This is a genomic window from Candidatus Leptofilum sp. (assembly GCF_965223525.1).
GTDB lineage: Bacteria > Chloroflexota > Anaerolineae > Promineifilales > Promineifilaceae > Leptofilum.
This window is the reverse complement of sequence record NZ_CBDCWX010000004.1, coordinates 581,561-600,987: the sequence shown is the minus strand read 5'-3', so window position 1 is coordinate 600,987 and position 19,427 is coordinate 581,561. Positions and strand designations below refer to the sequence as shown.

Genomic DNA, 19,427 nt, shown 5'->3' with positions numbered 1-19,427 from the left:
CCACACCTCAAACTGGAGATGGATGCCTGCCTTCGCAGGCATGACAATCATGTGTAGTTGTTAAATAAAATTGGAACAACCTACTGATTACTGCTTACTACCCATCAAATACTGACTTACTGAACAGGCTCCCGAACCGGGAGCTTTTTCTTTGAGGAGCGGCGGGAAAACTGCTGGAACAAAAATCCTGTGGCATTTGCGGTTTGTGTAAACAAAAGCATTGCAGTTAACAAGAAAGCACGAATATCTTGCGCCATTGTCAAAGGATAGCTAATGAGCTTGAAATAAAACGTGGGCGACTCCAGGTGCATTACCCCATCCTTACGCTGGCTGCGTAACCAACGGTACAGCCAAGCCCCCCGTCCATAATTAAAGTGCTGCCGCCAAAACGAAAAAAGCTGCAAATGGTGCGCGTGGTAAATCACCGCGCCGCGCACAAAAACCATGCCCAGGCCATGCTCTAACCAGCGGTCACACAACTCCCGATCTTCCCCGGCCGCCAAAGACATCAACTCTTCAAAACCGCCGACTTCCCAAAATAAATCTGCAGCCACGGCAAAGTTATTAGAGGTAAAAAAGCGGGCGCGTGATTCAGTCTGATTGTAGTAGTGGTATAAAAAGTCAACGAGAAGCTGGCTGGTGATGGAAAATGGGTTGCGATGCAGGGCGTTCCTGGTATAGCCACCCGCCATTTTTCGTGGTTCGGCCATGAGTTGGACGGCCAACTTTTGCAACCAGGATGAGGCTGGCGCACAATCATCGTCGGTAAAGGCTAGGAAACGGCCGTTTGCCAACCGCGCCCCATGATTCCGAGCCACCGCAGGCCCCAGGTTTTGCTGCACCACGTAGCGTAAAAAGAGGCGTGGCTCAAACTCCGCCACAATCTCCGCCAACGATTGATCGCCGCCGTCGTTTACCACAATGACCTCAAACAGGTCGCGTGGATAGTTCAGCGCCTCTATTGCCTGCAAACAGCGCTTGAGGCCACGCGGCCGATTGTACGTGGGCACAATAATTGAAAAGGTGGGCAATAAATCGCTCATGATGTGAATGCCGCCAGCCGGCTTGCCTGGCGCTGATAAAATTGACCCAGTCGGTATGCCGCTTGCGCTACCGCAACCAAAGCGGCAAATGACCACGGCTCTCCTCGCTGCTGCACGGATTCAGCCAGGGCTATATAAAAGTTGCGGGCAGTGCTGGGTTGAACAACACGGCCGTTTCGTGCCTGCTCTGCAATCGCCTGCAAAAAAAAATGACCGCCCCGGCCGTACCGAAACTGCTGCCGCACATGCCCCCAACTGCTCAAATTGTGATCGTGCCACACTTGCGCCGCCGACCAGTGACTTTGGCTATAGCCCTGTGCTGACAATCGAAATCCCAATTCCATATCCTCACCTGCCGCCAGCGGGAATGTTTCATTGAAGCCGCCAACGGCCGTAAACACCGCCTGCCGATACGCCACATTGTTCGAGACGAGCATTAAGTTGTTGGCAGCAGCATCTTGCATGTAAGCATACATAAATTCCACCAAAAATTGGGCAGCACGCATAGCCAATTGGTCTGGTTGGGGGTTGCGCCAACTGCCACCCAGTGCATCGCAGCCGGTCTGGGCAAAGCCAGCGGAAAACTGGTGCAACCAGTCGGGCGTCACCCGGCAATCGTCATCGGTGAAGGCCAGATAGTCGAACCGAGCGGCTGCCGCGCCCCGATTGCGAGCGGCAGCCGGGCCAGCCGGCGGCGCGTTGATGAGTTTGAGCGGTAATGATTGTTGCAGGTGCGGGGATACGGCCGTTACTAAATCGCCCCCCCCATCATTCACCACAATCAACTCCCATGCCCCAGCCGGATATTCCAGTTGGCAAAAACTTTCCAAACAAGCTGCCAACGCCTCTGGCCGGTTCCGCGTGGGGATGATGACGCTAAATTCCATCTTTACAAATACCCCAATCGCTCCATCGTTGGGCCAGCAATCTCCATTACCGTCTCTAGCTCTGATGGCGTTAATCCCTTTTGGTATTTGCCAATGCTGCTGGGATTGATCATGTCCGTTGGAAAGCCCGCTGGATCGACGCCAATGGCTTCGCTGACGCGCTTTAACTCGCGTTCTGGTTCGTGCATCAATGCTTCATATTGCAAAATAATCAGCTTATCAGCATGTTTTTCCATGATCTCAATGCCGCGCACCCAACGAGCCGCGATTTTTTCGGCATTATTGACTTTGTGAACCCAGTCAGCATCTTTCCAGTTACTGCGAGCCTGCACCAAAAAGGAGCTGGTTACGTCCCGGCAGTCCCGGTAAATCACTAATCGGTTTAAGTCCTCATTTTGCACGTACTCGTTCATACGGAAGAGGTAGTGGGGCCATTTATCCCCTACCACGCGCGCACCGGGAAACATGGCGCGATAGGCTGCTTCCAGAGAAACGGCCGTAACCTCCCCCCTGTACTGTTGACGAAACCGCCACAAATGGCGCAGTGCAAACCGCAAATTGTTAAATTTCAATTTCTCGTCCTGGTCAGCATAAGAAATATCAAAGGCCCACTTGCCCTGAACCCGCTGCCAGCGGTCATAAATACTCCGGGCATACACTCCGTAGGATTGCCCCAAAAAGCTGAAGCAGCCAAACTCATTGGTCATCGCCATCTCTGGATGCAAATCGCACAACGTTTGCAACAACGTCGTGCCAGAACGGGGGTGCCCGCCAATCATCAAAATCATAAACGTCTCATGCCTCTCATATGTACCCTAAGTGGCGCATAGTGGGGCCAGCAACGGCCGTTACCTCCGCCAATTCTGCTTGAGTGAGCCCCTTTTTATACTTACCCAAGCTGTTTATTTTAATAGTTTGCGGCTTAAAGCCAGCCTGATCAATTTCCAACCAATCGGCCAACTCGTTTAGCACCCGCTTTGGCTCCTGGACAAGTTGCTCGTACTGAATGATGTGAATTTCATCAGCTAACTTCTCCATCAAGGCGATGTGATTCACCCAATTCGTGGCGATCTTCTCGGCGGTATTTACCTCCGTGGCCCATTCTCTGGTACGCCAAACGGTACGAACCTTTTCTAAAAAGGAACTAGTGACATCTCGGCAATCCCGGTAAATAATGGCCACACGACACGCTTCATTTTGTACCAATTGGGGAAGCAGAGGCATGTATTGAGGTAACTTATCACCGATAACGGCCGTTTCTGGCCAAATGGCTCTCAACGCACCCGCTACAGCCTGCGCCGTCACCGAGCCATCAGTCATTCGCGCCAGCTGCCAACAGTAGCGCAGCATGAACCCAAGATTGTGCCAATGGCGGCGTGGGTGGGTAGCAAATTTAGAGTCGAACGCCCAACGGCCGTTTACCAACCGCCACTGTGCCCACCGTGCTGCCCACGCCTGCTGCACCGTCAGCCCCACATCGGCAAAGCAGCCAAACTCGTTGGCAACCTTCATTTGTGGATGCCCATCGCACAAGCGGCGCAGCAGCGTGGTACCAGACCGTTGATGGCCCGAAATGATCAGCGTCATGCCTGCCGCTCCAGTCGCCGCTGATGCAGGGCATACAGCGTAGCGTACTCCCCATCCAGCGCCATCAGCTCCTCATGGGAGCCAGATTCCACAATGCGCCCCTTTTCCATGACCAAAATGCGGTCAGCAATGCTTACTGTAGAAAAGCGATGCGAGATTAAGATGGTGGTGCGCCCCTGCGCCAGCTCCCGAAAGTTGGAAAAGATGCGGAACTCCGTGCGTGGATCCAAATTGGACGTTGGCTCATCCAAAATGAGCAGAGCCGCATCACGGGCAAAGGCGCGGGCGATGGCAATTTTTTGCCACTGCCCACCAGAGAGGGTGTGTGTGCCAAACATGCGCCCAAGCCGTGTCTCGTACCCCTCCGGCATCTTTTCGATCATGCGGTGTGCGTCTGCAAGACGTGCAATTTCTTCAATTTTCGACTGATCGTTGAGCAAATTCTCCCAATCACCATAGGCAATATTGTGGGCAACGGTGGCTTCGTAACGGCCGTACTGCTGAAACACAAATGAAAGCTGCCGATGCAAACTATCCAACGACACCGCCCGCACATCCACGCCATCCAGCCGCACCGTGCCGCAGATTGGGTCATAAAGTCGGGCAATCAGCTTCACCAATGTCGTTTTGCCTGCACCATTGCGCCCTACAATCGCCACCGTTTCCCCAGGCTGAATGTGCAGCGAAATATTCTCAAGTACGGGGGTTGTGGTACCGGGATACGTAAACGAGACATCCTGGAACACCACTTCACCCTGGCAATCAGGCAGCTCAATGCCGTCGCTTGATGAGCGACTCAGCGTAGGATCGAGCGCAAAAAATTCCTGCAAATTGGCAATGTACAGCGTATGCTCCAGGGCATCGGTGGTGCTTAAAATGGCCTGCTCCAGCGATTGCCGCAGCCGCGCCATCGCCCCGCCAAAGATGGCCACATCCCCAATTGTTAAATCGCTGGCGACAACCCGCAGCACCACGCGGGCAAAAGTAAGATAAAAGCCAACGGCCGCAATCGTTGCGTACAGCGAGCTTCCCCAAAAAACGCGCCGGTTCACCTGCTGATTGTGATCCCGAAATTCAGTCATCAACGCCTTGAATTTGTTGATGAGCAGTGGCGCAAGACGCAGCAGCTTCACTTCTGGCACAAAATCCTGCCCCGTCAGGCGCATCACAAAATAGCGCGTCCAGCGCTGCTTGGTAATGCGGTTAAACTCCATCTGGTACCGCTCTTTGGCCAGCCGCCACTGAAAATAAAGGTACGGGAAGGCAATGGCTACCAAAACCAGCATGATCAGCGGCTCAATGGTGGCCAGGATGATAACGAGCGAAATCATCTGCACCACGTTGGCAAAAACAGCCAACACTTTGCTGATAAATTGCGAAAAGCGACCTGCTACATTTTGCTGGGTACGTTCCAGCATGTCCTGAAAGCGCACATCTTCAAAGTGAGCCATGTCTAGCTTGGTGGCGTGGGTTAGCACATCGCTGGTGATGTGCAGGTTTAGCTCGTCGTGCAAGCGACGATTGAAATATTTGGTGGCAAAATCGCCAATTGTTTCTAGCAGGGTGATGCCAAAACTAATTGAAAGCCAATACAGCAGCGGGCCGCTGTCTCCACCCCCTGCTAGCACTAAATCAGAGGCGGCATTCACCAGGCCGCGCACGGCAAAGGCCAAACCTGCTGGTGCCAGGCTGTGCAGCACGGTGATAGTGGTCAGCGCCAGCAGCAGCCCTTTGTGAATGCCCCAGGTTACGCCCAGCGCCCAGCGAGCCGATTGGAGCAGCAGGGTCACTTTGGTGCGCGTGAAGGTTTCTTCTTGCGGTTTTGTCAACTGGTGCTCCCTACACGGCCGTTTCGCCAATATACAATCCCTGACAAAATAAAATCACTCCAGGCCACCTTTGCTTTGGGCGTACTAAACCGAATGGCTTTCCACAGCCCTTGCCAGGCACGGTGCCACTGCCGCCCCAGCAGCGATTGGCCAAAGTAGGTGAGGTACAGGCTGACAACGAGATGTTTGTCGGACGGCCGTATCAACCCACACTCCTGCGCCCGATACCAAAAGACCATAATTTGCCACGCCTCTACCCGGTCTGGCGCGTACACAATTGAGCCTTTGGCCAGATGCGCCACTTCTGCGGCGGTTTTGTCTAAAAAGGAACTCATCTGGTGGCCGTCGCCGCACGTTTCGTGGGGCAAAAAAGTGTGCCACACCTTCAGCCACCACTCCACCCACTCAATGGCTGAGCGCACGTGGCCCGCTTCTTCCAGATGCAGGCCGCCATGTACCACTTGCTGCACTTGCCCCAGGTCACCCAGGCCACCGCTGTGCAGCAATGGCCATTGGTTCAACCACCAATCCAGCATTCTCTCGACGGCGGGCCAGCGCTCGTCCTCTAGCTGCAGGGCAGTGCGAATGTGAGGGTAAAAGGTGCGTAGCTCAGTTAAAGGTAATCCTTCGGAACGGCCGTAGCTGGCCAACTGCACCAGCCAGGTTTGTGCCAAAATAGTGGGGGGATGCTCGCCGTTGGCGGTGGTGGCGCGGCGCAGATAGGGCACAATCTCATCCGGGTAGCCGGTGCGCTGCAGCTGCCACACCAGCCAGATGAGTGTGTACTGCTGCACGGCTGGTTCCATCGCCTGAATGTGCAGCGGTAATTCCTGGCGGCTGAAAAAGTCAGCCAGTACAGTGAGCATATCTTTGGCTTGGCGACGGCCGTTTTGTGTCACGCCCGCCCCGTGCTGCCGATAATCAATCGTCATCACTTCTAGCCAGCGCATGCGGCAACCTGCCAAACTGAGCCGCAGCAAAAAGTCCGTGTCCTCCGCCTGGCGCAAGTCGGAGCGAAAACCGTCAATGCGCTGCAGCCAACTGCGCCGGAACAGCATGGCTCCCAGAAAGACGGGCTTCCATTGCAGCCACGCTTTCAAATCCAGCGTTGCTGTCTGCGCCCAGGGCTGCACGTTCCGAAGGGGACGGCCGTATTCATCCACCAGCCGCCAGCCAGAATGCACCGCCCCCAGCAAATGATCTTCTTCCAGCGTCGCCACCTGCTGCGCTAGCTTATCTGGGTACAGTACGTCGTCCCCGTCTAGAAAAAGCACAAAGTCGCCCAATGCCAGCCGCAGCCCATAATTACGCGCCGCCGACACGCCCTGGTTTTCTTGTTGAATGAGCCGAATTTGGCCGCGATACGGCCGTAGCAAATCGGCCGTACCATCAGTAGAGCCATCATCTACCACAATCAGCTCCAAATCAGTGTAAGTTTGCGCCAACACTGATTCCACCGTCTCTACAATGTGCGCCGCGCCGTTGTAAACCGGCACAATGACGCTCACGCGCGGTGGGCGCACGCCAGACAACGCGGCAAAGAAAGCAGGCTCATCAAATCCATCTTCCAGCCGCAAACCGTGGGTGCAGGCATCTTGCCAAAGCTGGCTCAGGGCATTGCTGTCCACCGCGTCTGGCTCGGCAGCCAGCCCCACCCGCACCAACTGCACCAGCCGCAGCTGATCCAAGTGCGAAAAATGAGCCCAGCCTGCAAACGCCAAATCAAATTGCTTGTGGGCATATGGCTGCCAGACCAACGCCCACCATTCTAGAATCAGTTCGGCCGTTAGCTCCGTGTTGCCCTGCTCCCAATCCAGCCCGGACTGAAAAATGCGCCACAAATCGAACGGCGTGTATGCTTGGCGCACGGTGGCTGGCTGTTCGGCTTGCCACCATGTCGCCAGCCGCTTCAGCTCTGGCCAGACGGTAATTTTTGGCGCAGCTTGCTCAAAAATGGGCCAGATGGTGTCTGGCAGCGGCGCGGTACGGCCGTTTTCCCATTCCCACTGCACAAAATGAAACAGCCACTCGACCACCGTGTGTACGATGGCGAGGTTGGCTCGTTTTTGGGCAAATGTATGGCTTTGTTGCAGGGTGGAAACGGCCGTTGCCACATCCCCATGCACTGCCGCGTGCCAGCCCAGCCAGAGCAGCGTGTAAAAATAGGTATTGCTCTTCTGCTGGCGCAAATGGTTGGGAAGGTTGGGCGTGGCAAAGAAGTTCTGTAGCACCTGTAAAACCGATTGGGTTTGAACGGCCGTTTTCCGCATGGTGCTGGCCTGGTGCTGCCGGTATTGCAGGGTGGGCTGGTACAGCCACGCGCCCTGGCAGCCTGCCAAACTCAGACGCAGCATCAAATCCACGTCGTGGGCCTGCCGCAGCGAGGGATTTAGCCCCCCCACCCGGTTTAGCCAGATGCGGCGGAACAAAATCGCGCCCAATTGCACAGGCTTGTACTGCAACCAATCTTCTAATGCCAAATTAGGCGCGTGCTGCCACGGTTCCACCGTGAGTAGAACCTGACCCGCTTCATCAATTTGCTGCCAGCCGCTGGAAACGTACCCAATCTCTGGCTGAAGCTGCAAAAAAGCAGCCTGCTGCTGCAGCTTGTCGGGCAGCAGCAAATCATCGGCATCCAAAAACAACACCAACTCATGCGTTGCCAGCCGCAATCCCCGGTTGCGCGCCGCCGCCGAGCCACTATTTTCTTGCCGGACGTATTTAACTTTGTCTACATATGGTTTGAGGGCAACGGTCGTCTCGTCGATTGAACCATCATCCACCACAATGATCTCAAACGGCGCATACCCCTGTGCCAGAACAGATTTAATGGCCTGTGGCAGGTAAGCTGCGCTGTTATAAGTTGGAATGATGATGCTTATACCCGGATTCATTTTGCCCTAAGAAAATTATGAATTATGAAGGATGAATTATGAAGGATGAATTATGAATGATGAACCTATGCTCATGTCGTTTCCCTGCTGATACATAACAATGAATTTTGGCTAGATTGTGAAGACTGTGTTGTCGTGATGCACCCCACAAAAAAATACCTTACTGCACTTACATCAAGGCTTACCACCTGGCATGCCGTGAACACAATATGACCATGGTACCGGTCAACTGAATTGCTAGATTTGCGGTTATAATGGCTACCATGCAGCGACGTATCAGCATTCTCTTTTTCAGCGTCTCGATAGCGTTAGGCCTCATCGCCACCCTCTTTTTAGCTGCCGCTCGCTTTGATGTAGCGGAAGCGGCGCAAAATAGTGACAAAATTGACCCGGCTCTGTTTGAAGCGCTGGCCGATGGCACGGCCGTTCGCTTCATTGCTGATTTGGCGGAGACGGCCGTTCTGCCCACCAATCCCGCCGCCAAAATGGAACTGGTAGACAGCCTGCAGCAAACCGCTGCCAGCAGCCAGGCCAGGGCACTCTCGCTTTTGGATGAACTGGCAGCCACCAATGATGCAACGGCGGTGCGTTCCCTCTGGCTGGTGAACAGCATCGCCGCCACGGGCAATTTAACGGCAGTCCAGGCCATCGCCAATTTGCCAGAGGTTGTGCAGGTACGACCCGATGTCATCGTGCAGAAAATTGGTGCTACCGACACTCCCACCGCAACGCTGCTGGCGGCCAATGCGGCCGTCGTAACCGGCCCGGTTGCTAGTTGGGGTATCCAGAAAATCAACGCGCCGCACGTTTGGCACGGCCTGGGCATAGACGGTGGGGGCGTCACCGTTGCCATCATGGACACAGGCGTGGATTGGGAACATCCTGACCTGATGGAAAATTATCGGGGCAACCAGGGCGGCACCGTTGACCACGCCGGAAACTGGTTCAACGCCGTCTTCCCCACAGACACCATCCCGGTAGATAGCGTGGGGCATGGCACACATGTGGCGGGAACGGCCGTTGGGCACAATGGCATCGGTGTCGCTCCGGGTGCCAACTGGATTGCCGTCAACGTGGCCGATCCGCTGGGCTTCATTTGGGAAAGCGACGTGCATCGTGGTTTTGAATGGCTGCTGGCCCCCAATGGCGATGTTGCCCTTGCCCCAGACGTGGTGAACAACTCCTGGGGCAGCCCCTTCTCCAGCGAGCTATTTGTAGAAGATGTAGCCGCCCTGCACGCTGCTGGCATCCAGGTCGTCTTTTCATCGGGCAACAGCGGCCCATTTGAAGGCACTGTTGGCTACCCGGCGGGTTATCCAGACGTACTTTCCGTCGGTGCCAGCGACGAGATTGACGACGTGGCCTGGTTTTCTTCGCGGGGCCCCTCGCTGCAAACGGATGAGCCAAAGCCCTGGCTGGTGGCACCGGGCACGCAAATTTGGTCGGCACGGCCCGATGGGGCGTATGGACTAGAAAACGGCACCTCGATGGCCGCGCCGCATGTGGCAGGCACCATTGCCCTGCTGCTGAGTGTCAACCCTAGCTTAACCCGCGCCCAGGTGAACCAGATTTTGGCAGAAACGGCCGTTCCCTTCACCACCACCCATCCCAACAACGACAGCGGCTGGGGGCGGCTGGATGCGTATGCGGCCGTTGCCCCCCAAGTGACTACCGGCGTGCTAACCGGGCAACTGCTGGGGGCTGACCTGCCGCTCCCCAACAGCATTATCACCATTACCACTCCGTCTGGTGCCATGCTGCCATTTGTTACAGATAGCAACGGCCGTTACCAAGCCATTTTGCAAAGCGGCAGTTACACGCTCACTGCCGCTCCCTTTGGCTACACGCAAATTACCGTCAGCAACGTCGTGGTCAGCGATGGCCAAACAACAACCCGCGATCTGGCTGTGAATTTATTGCCAAACGGCCGTGTGCTGGGAACTGTCCGCAGTGTGAGTGGCTACACGCTGCTGCCCAATGCCCAAATTGAGATCGTCGGCACGCCCTTTACCCTGCTCACCGATGGCAACGGCGCGTTCGATGCAGCCCTGCCCGTCGGTAATTACGAACTCATTGTGACCAAAACCGGCTACCAGCAGCAGCGGGCAGAGGTGTGGATTGGTGAGGGTACGGCCGTTGTGCAGCCATTCTTTTTGGCAGATGCCCCCACCATTTTGCTGGTAGACAGCGGCCAATGGTACTTTAGCAGCCAGGCAGCCCCGTATCGCGAAGCCCTCACCGCCATCAACTACAGCTTCGACACCTGGACCGTGCGTAGCCCCATCCAGGTGCCAAAACTAGACACTTTGAGCCAGTACGAGGCGGTCATTTGGTCCAGCCCGCTTGATTCCCCTGGCTATTTGGGCCTCAATGATGTCATCACCGACTATCTTGGTTTGGGCGGCAATCTGTTCATCAGCGGACAAAATCTGGGATATTTCGATGGCCTGGGCTTGAGCACCCAAGTATGGTGGTATCGGGATTTGAATGCGCGCTATTTGGGCAAAACGGCCGTTACGCAAACCATCTCCGGCAGCGATGACTCCCTGTTCAACGGCCTCAACTTTACGCTCAACGGCGGCAGCAGCAGCAACAACCAAACCGCCCCCGACATTTCTGATCCGCGCCTGAAACTGCTATCTGACCCCGCTTTTCTGTTTGAAGATGGCCAGGCTGCTGGGCTCACGGCTGGGTATTGCGCCCCGTTCCAGCTGGTTTACCTGGGTTTTGGGCTAGAAGGCGTGCCGGAGGCGGCTGATCGCGCCGACATTTTGGCCCGCAGCTTCGACCATTTTAACCAGCCGCGTGAGCAGTTTGGCGTTCAATTTTTCCCTGACACTATTGACGAACTCGCCATCCCCGGTACGCAAATGGCGTACACGGTTGACATCTTCAACCGTAGCGAAACGCTCACCGACACCTTCACGCTCACCATTTCTGGCGCGGCGTGGGAAGCCGATTTGGTCACCAAAACGGTGACGCTGGGGCCGTGCCAGGGGGGGCAAACCATCCTCACCATCGAGGTGCCGCCTGAGCTGGATTCTGGTGAGGTGGAGAGTTTAAGGGTAACGGCCGTTTCCCAAAACAACCCAGCCTACGAAACCAATCTCACCGTGCAGCTCGCCGCCCCCGGCAACATCCTCTTCGTGGACGACGACCGCTGGTACGACCAATCGGCTGAACTAACCGCGGCGATGGACAGCATGGGGCTAACTTACGACGTGTGGGACACTGAACATGCCACCGTGTCGCGCAACGGCCCGCCGCTTGCTTTGCTCAACCAGTACGACTTTGTCATCTGGTACACCGGCTACGACTGGTTCCAACCCCTCACCTACGACGAAAATTTGGCACTGGAAGCCTATTTGGCTCAAGGCGGTCGGCTTTTCCTCACTAGCCAGGATTTTCTGTACTACCACCGCCACACGCCGCTGGCGCAGCACTATTTTGGCGTAGAAAGCTACCTGGAATCCATTGATCCCACGCGGCTCATTGGCTACGGTAACGCTGCAGATATTTTGCCCTTGCCGCTCACGTTTGACCCCTACCAAAATCACGGCGATGGCATCTTACCCGCAGACCACAGCCAGCCGTTTTTGTGGAGCGACAGGGCGCTCCCAGCCGGTACGGCCACCGCTGGCGACGATTGGCGCGCCGTCTTTTGGGCAGTGCCTTTTGAAACCATCACCCCCACCCGCCAGGCTGAAGCGATGAACCAGGTGATCGGCTGGCTAAGCGACTTGGGCGACTCGACCTTCACAGTAGACCAGCGGGTGGGCAATGTAGGCGAGCCGCGCACCTACGCCATTACCATCCGCCAAAGCGATGGTGGCCTTAGCAACACCGTCTGGATGACCAATACACTTTCTCCCTGGCTGCAAATTGACCTGAATTCTGTGACGGGCGAGGCAAGTTATAATGCTGCCACGCGGCAGCTTACCTGGAGCGGAGCTTTGCCCAGCGGCGGTAGCCACGTCATCACTTACCAAGCCACGCCCGGCGGCTTGCTGCCATCAGGCGAATTGATTGAAAATGAGCTACTGCTGCACGATGGGCGGCACGATCTTACATTTACCCGCCATGCCCAAAGCTGGGTGCAGGCATCAGACATTTTGGTTGCAATGACGGCCGTTCCCAACCAACCCCTCGCCGCCACCGTTTTTACCACCACCGTGATGCTGCAAAATGTGGGTCTGGCGGCTTCTGGCCAAATCTCCACCGTCGTCAGCTTGCCCAACAGCTTCTACATCGTCACCGATACGCTGGGCAGCAGTGCAGGTAGCGCCACCGTGGGCGACAGGCGGCTCTATTGGGAAGGCACGTTAGACGTAGCCGCGCAGGTAACGGTGACATTGGTGCTAACGCGGGCGGGAACGGCCGTTCCCCAACGCATTGCCATCACCACCCTGGTAAACGACGGCGTGACGGCTCCCACCTTCTTTGCCCAATGGGCAGATCTGCCCGTGTTCACCCAATACCTGCCCATTTTGCGGCACAATCCAGAGCCATAGGGTTTGACCGTTTTTAACTTTTGAGTTTCGGTAAACGGTCAAACCCTGGGGTTCGTTTCCTGAACAAAAGTAATTCGTGAACGAACCTATAGCCTTTTTCTCCTAACAGAAAATGAATTTGCGATTCATTCACTCGTCAAAATCGGTGAATCAGTTATGATGGGTGGCACATTTTTTGTAACTATACAGGTGACAGTCACTTTCTTCAGAGGCTTTACCAAATTGAAGACCTTAACAAAGTGACTGTCACCTCAGGGACGTGAATAGTTATCATTTTTTAAATGTTAAATTGAGGTCTAGATGTTGAACAATACATTGCAAGAAACCGTAAAAATTGCTTATGTGGAAGATGAGCCAAGCATTGCCCAGCTATTGGTAAGCGGCCTGGGGCTGTTTGGCATTGAGGTTCAGCCTGTCTTCATGAGTGCTGAAGCTTTGCTAAAGCAGGTAGATGATGCGGAACTGGCAGAAGTAGATTTGTTCTTTTTTGACATTCGCCTCCCCAAAATGACCGGTCTGGAGCTGGCGGGGAAATTGCGGGAACTGGGGGAAGAACGGCCGTTTGTTCTCGTGAGCGCCTGGCCGGCGCCCAGTCAGGAAAGCCTGCAAAAAATCGGAGCCGAATTCCTGCCCAAACCATTTGATTTTCCAGACGTCGTACAAACCATTCAAAAACTTGCCAGCCAAAACAAAAGCGAATAACTTCACCTGAATGTAAGGTCGTTTGATACTTTCGTCCTGTATCTTTTTCGTAGTCGCATCTTTATACTTTTTTTATAAAGACGTGCTATCAAAAAGGACAACATGAGCGACGACATTCTGGTTCAACTGGCTTGCCCCAGCTGCACACATCCCATCAATCTAAAAGAACAAGGACAGCAAATTTCTTGCCCTGCTTGTAGCAGTCACCTTTTGCTAGATGGCCACGTTTGCCCCAATTGTGGCGAATACCACAAAGTGGACAGCGGCTTTTGCCACACTTGTGGCACGGCCCTCACCCGAACCTGCGAACGATGCCATACCAGAAATTGGGCTGGGGCAGAATATTGTCAGGATTGTGGCGCGGCACTCGACATTTTCCAGCTACTTAGTTTACATAACAAGCACAGCACCATGAGCCGCCTGGATGAACAGATGCGCGAAGCTCAATTTTTCAAGGAAAAAGAAAAGGCAGATTCTGAGCGACGCATGACGGGGCTAATAGAAAAAGAACAGGCGCGTTTACAGGACATTCGGGAACGCCAAGCTGCCCAGAAAAAGCAAGATCAGCAGCTTATTTTTACGGCCGTTCTCGTCCTCTCCCTCTTTATTTTAATCGTCACCGCTTTCGCCGTTTTGTAGACGCCGAGCTACAATAGGGCGCATGTCTCGCCCATACACCATTGATCTCCCCAGCTTTGCTGGCCCCCTGGATTTACTGCTCCACCTCATCGAGCGACAAGAGTTTGATATTACCGCCATCTCCCTGGTTAAAGTTACCGATCAATATCTAGAACAAATCGAACAGCTCAAGCAAAACCGGATCGAGCAGCTAATTGATTTTCTGGTGGTGGCGGCGCGGCTGGTGCAAATTAAAAGTCGGGCTCTGCTGCCCCAAACGCCCGTCATCATCGAAGGTGAGGAGGAAGAAGACCCGGCTGAGACGCTGTTGCGTCAACTGCGGGAATACAAGCGGTTTAAGCAGGCGGCTCAATGGCTACAGGCGCGGGAAGAACAGGGCTTACGCACCTACCTGCGGGTTGCGCCGCCGCCCAAGCTGGAAGGGCGACTGGATATGAGCGGGGTGACGGTGGATTCGTTGTTAACGGCCGTTCGCAATGCCCTGGCGCGAGTAGAGGATTTGGAAGAAAGCGTGGCCATCGTGCAGCCGCGCCGCATAACCATCGAGGGGCAACTTGGCCGTCTGCGTCAGCGCGCTAAGCAACACAGTGCCTTTGGCTTCACCGATTTGCTCTCTGCCACCACAAGCCGCCTGGAGATTTCGGTGACGCTGCTGGCCGTGCTGGAGCTGATCAAGCGGCAAGAAATTTTAGCCAGCCAACCCGCGCTTTTTGGCCCCATTGAGTTACGCGCCAATCCAGAGTATAGGGAACCGGTGGAAACGGCCGTGCCGTGACAGGGTAAAACTCACGCTTCCACTCCCCGTTGCGGAGCGGTCTTCGGCAAGCACAAAACCTCACCCGGCTGCGGCACGGCCTCTGGCCGCGCCGCCTACTTTGCTAACGCGAATCCTCCAAATTTTTTGCACAAGTTAGGTGGATAAAGCCGTTTCCCATCCAAACTATTCCCGCTCCATTACATTCCATGCAGGCAAAAAAAGTGGCGCGGCGAGACGCCGTGCCACAGCCTACCGTGAAGACCCGTCCCCAGCAAGGGGAAACTGTAGCGTGAATGGCTCAGTCAGTTGAGTATCGAAATTGCAATTGCAAAAATAATAATCAGCATTCCCGTTGTTAAAGGAACGATTATTCCATATCTTAATAGACGATGCTGTTTTCTAAATTTTCCAACAAATGTAATTATCACCCCTAAAATTATAAATAGGGGATATACAGCAACAGATTGCCATAATAACCATTTGAGCGGATATCTTATCCGGAACCCAGGATCTTCCCATATGAGAAAACTAAAAAAGTAAAAAACAACAAACCAAAATCCTAACAATAGAAGGTTCAGAAAAACGATCCTGTTCCGCGTCAAGTGAAGATTATTGAAGGGATTGCTAGTTTTGAGCCAGACAGCAATAGTCTTTAACATAATTTACCACTCTCCGGAAAAGGATAGGAAGTCGAGCCATGTTTTCACATAACTTAGAGTCGTTTGGTTAATAGGGGAGTCACTGCTTTCTTGTTGAGGGACAATACCTCCACAAGATTCATAGGCAATTGTGCAATGGTTTGTATCTGCCATTGCAACGTTTAATGCCCCTTCAATATTCTGTTCACCTTGATCAAAAGGACGGAGTATCCCAAATGCATCCTCCGTTGCATAAATATTGTACGCCGAGTCTACATTTTCAGGGATTGTTACGTTTTGAATATCAACAAATTCTCGACCAAACTCTTCTCTCCCTGACAATACAGGGTCTATTGTCACTAATGCATCAATGGTAATGTTGATTCTTCCGTCGAGTAATTTGGCGAATTCAAGTGCTGCTCCCCCTCCCCAACTGAACCCAACTAGGACGAAAGGCTCATCAACACCATAGAGCTCGCCTCCTTCACCTAGCATCATTGCAAGCCATTCTAGAGCTTCTATGGCACCGTCTTCTGTATTCTCAAAGACTTCATAAACGCCACTTGCACCAAAAGCACCTGAGTCTGCAAGCTCTTGACAAATCTGGCTTAAAGCTGTCACTTCATCATCTGTTGCTCGGCCTTGTTGGAAACATACTGCATAATGCCCAGATGGATCGGAATAATTTATGGGGTTGTTGTAGGCGTAAGAGAATCTGTTGTAACTTTGCGGATTTGCAGGATTGGGTACAATGGAATCCGGTGTGAGCATGCGGTATATATAAGACCCTGTACTCTTAACCACCCGTTGACCCTAGCAGGCCATAAACTGTGGCCTCCTACAGGTAGAATGGTTTTTGTCAGAAAACTATCCCTACCCCATAGGAGGCACCAAAATGGTCAACGAAATCCATTCATTTGTCAACTGGGTGCGACGGCGCAACACACAAGCCCGCACCTGGCGAGATTACCGCCACGTCCTCAATCGGCTGCTCACCGTCACGGGTGACAAGCCCCCCGGCGACGTCACCATTCACGACATTGACAACTTTCTGGTGATGCTCGTCGAGCGAGGCCTTCAAGCTTCCACCATCAACCGCCACCTGGCTACCGTCATTGCCTTCTACACCTACCTGGCTGACGACAATCCCAAAATTGCTTGCCCGGTGCTAGACCATCGGCACTTTCTACGGAAGCCAGAAAAGCTGCCCCGGTCGGTGCCCATGGACGTGCAGCAGCAGTTTTTTGCGGTCATCGAGGACGTGCGGGACAGAGCCATCTTTCTCCTCATGCTGCGCTGCGGTCTCAGGATTGCAGAAGTAGCCAACTTACAACTGCATGACCTGTTCTTGGAAGATGCACCGCCAAGAGTGCATGTTTTTGGCAAGAACAGCAAGGAGCGCACCGTTTACCTGTCGCCGCAGGTATTTTCGGCCGTTGCCACCTACCTCCTAAAACGCCCCTCTGTCCCCAGTACGTTTCTTTTCCTCAGCTACCAACAAGACGGCCTCAGCACAACCGCCATCCACAAACGACTCATGCGCTACCGCCAAGCCGCCGGGGTACAGCTCACCGCCCACCAGCTGCGCCACAGCTTTGCCAACGACTTGGTTGGCGCAGGCGTGCCCGTCACCACTGTCCAGAAACTAATGGGACACGCCTGGATCGCCACCACCCAGCGGTATCTGGACGCCAACGACCAGAAAGTACAGGCCGAGTTCTACGCCGCCGCCGAGCAGCTAGACCAGTGGCAAATGGATGTGGACTTGCGTGACAACGAGCCAGAAACAGAGGATGAAAAACAGGCTGCGAAACTAGCCAAGGCGGTGGCCGCATGAGCTTTACGCCAAAATACGACTCCGCCGCCGACTGGTACAGTGCCATCCTGAAAAACAGCCGTAAGTCCAAACTGCCGCCCAACTACCCCCAACCCCAACCACCAGACGCCTGGCCTGCCGAAAACGTCGCTCTGCTAGAGCGGTATCTGCTCTGGCTCTACGCCGACAACGCCTCACTGGTCAGCATCCAGAGCTTTTACCTGCCCATTGCCGGGCATATTCTAGGCTACCATTTACAGCCCCACGCAAAGTTAGACTTGGAAGCAGGTTTCCAGCCAGTCCTCGACTATCTTCAGGCCAAGCAGGTGAGCCAACGCTGGTTGGAGATGGCCCATCGCGCTCATCATCGCTTTCGCCGCTTTATGCACCAGGAACGGGGCGTTGCTCAACTGCCAGACACGCTTCACGACCTGGCTCCTCGCCTCAAGCGGTACCAAGCAGGGCTGCCAGACTGGTTAACCTACCAGCTATGCCAATACCAGCAGATACGGCAGGCCAACTGGCGGCCGTCCCGGATGAAGGGTGCCATCATCAACTTTTGGCGCAGCCACACCCAGCTGTGGCGTTGGTTGTTTGCCAACTACCCAGATGAGATTGACAGCGTGACCGACATCCAGCGTCGCCACCTCCATGCCTTCATAGACGACGAGCTGGAAGCGGGCTACAGCGTGAAAACCATCAATCTGGACATTCGTGCCTTTCAAGCCACGTTGCGTTTTCTCCAGGAGCGGGAGTATGAGATACCCCAAGCCCTGCTGCGGCAAGCGGGTTTACGCGAGCCCGCCGACCTGCCCCGCTTTCTCACCGACGAGCAGATGGCTCGGCTGCAAGCGGTGGTTGAGCGGCGGGTCACCACTGCCAACACCCCGGCCAGACAGCGGAATGCGCTTTTGGACAGAGCCATCTTTTACCTGCTGTGGCAGGCGGGTCTCCGAGGCGCGGAACTGATGGACTTAGAAATGAAAGACCTCTCGCTGACCAACCAGCAAATCGTCATTCGAGGCGGCAAGGGGCTCAAAGACCGCACCCTTTACCTGACAGAGCGCATCTGCGCCACGCTCAAAGCGTACCTGGCCAAGCGCGGCACGGGCACCACCGACCATCTTTTCCTCTACCGGCATGCACCGCTAGGAGATGAGCTAGTTCGCAACCGGATGAAGGCGGCGGGGAAGCGAGCCAACGTCAAGGTGACGCCCCACATGCTCAGGCACACCTTTGCCACCCAGCTCGTCAATGCAGGTTGCCCCATCACCACCATCCAGGCACTCATGGGGCACAAGCGGCTGAGTACGACGCTCATCTACACTCAGATTCACAACGAAACGGTAGCGGAGGACTATTTCACGGCGATGGAAATGGTGGAGCTGCGGTTGGTGAACCAGTTGCCGCGAGAGGAAGGTATGGGAGATTCACCCTCGAATGGCACAACAAGCCACTTGCTGACGCTGGTAGATGGCCTGCAAAAAGAGCCTTTAACCGACAAACAACAGGTGTTGCTCACAGAGTTGCAACAGCGGCTAGCGGCTTTAGCAAATGGAAAAAACGAAACTGCCACTCCTTTGGTTGTTAACGAGCCGTGGATGTTGGCATTGCCGTTGGTGGCACAACCGTCGCCGTAGGGGCTGTGGAATTGTGGGTAACTCGGAGCGCAGCGTAGAGTTATCCACATTTCCACCAGCCCGGTTGCATGACTTGAGTGCCGCTGACCTACTGACCCCAAAACGGGCGGGGTAAGTGGCTCGGCCAGAGGCCGGCCACAGCTCCCAAAATTATGAAGACCTGCTCCGAGCAAGGTGGTCGTGCACACTTAAGATGTAAACTCTTTACTAATGTGTTCAATTGTCAAAGAATCACATTCGACACAACGGTAAGCTTTGCGAAGAGTCTTTGGGAAAAGACGGACATTTGATTTTAATAGTTTTTTTCCTTTTGACATACTCCAAAATCGCCAAGCTGAAAGATCTGGTTTATCTATTTGCCATCTAAGCTCTGCATTTTGGGCAGAAAGCCAGATATATCCTGCTTCCAATGGTTTTTTGCAAGAAGCACAAGCTAGGGAATTGACTGTATTACTCTTCATTTATTGTACCTTATCGCAATTAG

14 protein-coding genes are annotated in these 19,427 nt (G+C 54.3%); 6 read left to right on the top strand and 8 right to left on the bottom strand.

Annotated elements, in window-relative coordinates; translation table 11 throughout:
- Positions 1-116 precede the first annotated feature (116 nt).
- The 6 genes from ACOQPM_RS02770 to ACOQPM_RS02745 are packed head-to-tail and all read right to left on the bottom strand — an operon-like array spanning position 117 to position 8,240.
- Positions 117-1,043: a glycosyltransferase gene (locus tag ACOQPM_RS02770; RefSeq protein WP_420627700.1), complete on the bottom strand. Its 927-nt coding sequence runs from the start codon at positions 1,041-1,043 to the stop codon at positions 117-119.
- Positions 1,040-1,930, bottom strand: a complete 891-nt coding sequence (locus ACOQPM_RS02765) for a glycosyltransferase (RefSeq protein ID WP_420627699.1) — start codon at positions 1,928-1,930, stop codon at positions 1,040-1,042. Before ACOQPM_RS02765 ends, ACOQPM_RS02770 begins: the two co-directional genes overlap by 4 nt.
- A 2-nt stretch (positions 1,931-1,932) precedes the next feature.
- The gene (locus tag ACOQPM_RS02760; RefSeq protein WP_420627698.1) at positions 1,933-2,718 is read right to left on the bottom strand and encodes a sulfotransferase family protein; all 786 of its coding nucleotides are present in this window, start codon (positions 2,716-2,718) and stop codon (positions 1,933-1,935) included.
- Between the two features lie 16 nt (positions 2,719-2,734).
- Entirely contained in the window at positions 2,735-3,517 is a 783-nt protein-coding gene (locus ACOQPM_RS02755; protein WP_420627697.1) for a sulfotransferase family protein, read from the bottom strand.
- The gene (locus ACOQPM_RS02750) at positions 3,514-5,346 is read right to left on the bottom strand and encodes an ABC transporter ATP-binding protein (protein WP_420627696.1); all 1,833 of its coding nucleotides are present in this window, start codon (positions 5,344-5,346) and stop codon (positions 3,514-3,516) included. Before ACOQPM_RS02750 ends, ACOQPM_RS02755 begins: the two co-directional genes overlap by 4 nt.
- Complete coding sequence (locus ACOQPM_RS02745) at positions 5,343-8,240, bottom strand: glycosyltransferase family 2 protein (protein ID WP_420627695.1); 2,898 nt, start codon at positions 8,238-8,240, stop codon at positions 5,343-5,345. The genes ACOQPM_RS02750 and ACOQPM_RS02745 overlap by 4 nt, the downstream gene beginning before the upstream one ends.
- A gap of 254 nt (positions 8,241-8,494) precedes the next feature.
- Here ACOQPM_RS02745 and ACOQPM_RS02740 point away from each other — a divergent pair, with 254 nt between their 5' ends.
- The 4 genes from ACOQPM_RS02740 to ACOQPM_RS02725 all read left to right on the top strand — a co-directional run bounded on the left by ACOQPM_RS02740 (position 8,495) and on the right by ACOQPM_RS02725 (position 14,867).
- On the top strand, positions 8,495-12,751 hold the full coding sequence (locus tag ACOQPM_RS02740; RefSeq protein ID WP_420627694.1) for a S8 family serine peptidase: 4,257 nt from the start codon (positions 8,495-8,497) through the stop codon (positions 12,749-12,751).
- Between the two features lie 300 nt (positions 12,752-13,051).
- On the top strand, positions 13,052-13,453 hold the full coding sequence (locus ACOQPM_RS02735) for a response regulator (RefSeq protein ID WP_420627693.1): 402 nt from the start codon (positions 13,052-13,054) through the stop codon (positions 13,451-13,453).
- Positions 13,454-13,555: 102 nt separating this feature from the next.
- Complete coding sequence (locus ACOQPM_RS02730; protein ID WP_420627692.1) at positions 13,556-14,092, top strand: double zinc ribbon domain-containing protein; 537 nt, start codon at positions 13,556-13,558, stop codon at positions 14,090-14,092.
- A 22-nt stretch (positions 14,093-14,114) separates the two neighbouring features.
- Positions 14,115-14,867 carry a segregation and condensation protein A gene (locus ACOQPM_RS02725; RefSeq protein WP_420627691.1) on the top strand — a complete coding sequence of 251 codons (753 nt, stop codon included), beginning with the start codon at positions 14,115-14,117 and terminating at the stop codon, positions 14,865-14,867.
- A 644-nt stretch (positions 14,868-15,511) separates the two neighbouring features.
- Here ACOQPM_RS02725 and ACOQPM_RS02720 read toward each other — a convergent pair.
- On the bottom strand, positions 15,512-16,258 hold the full coding sequence (locus ACOQPM_RS02720) for a hypothetical protein (protein WP_420627690.1): 747 nt from the start codon (positions 16,256-16,258) through the stop codon (positions 15,512-15,514).
- 124 nt (positions 16,259-16,382) lie between these two features.
- On the opposite strand from ACOQPM_RS02720, the gene ACOQPM_RS02715 reads away from it, so the two are divergent.
- A complete protein-coding gene (locus ACOQPM_RS02715; protein ID WP_420627689.1) occupies positions 16,383-17,324 on the top strand; it encodes a tyrosine-type recombinase/integrase in 942 nt (313 codons plus the stop codon).
- The gene (locus tag ACOQPM_RS02710) at positions 17,321-18,943 is read left to right on the top strand and encodes a tyrosine-type recombinase/integrase (protein ID WP_420627688.1); all 1,623 of its coding nucleotides are present in this window, start codon (positions 17,321-17,323) and stop codon (positions 18,941-18,943) included. The genes ACOQPM_RS02715 and ACOQPM_RS02710 overlap by 4 nt, the downstream gene beginning before the upstream one ends.
- Before the next feature lie 188 nt (positions 18,944-19,131).
- Here the strand turns inward: ACOQPM_RS02710 and ACOQPM_RS02705 are convergent, their stop codons facing one another.
- Positions 19,132-19,404: a PF20097 family protein gene (locus ACOQPM_RS02705; protein ID WP_420627687.1), complete on the bottom strand. Its 273-nt coding sequence runs from the start codon at positions 19,402-19,404 to the stop codon at positions 19,132-19,134.
- Between the last annotated feature and the right edge of the window lie 23 nt (positions 19,405-19,427).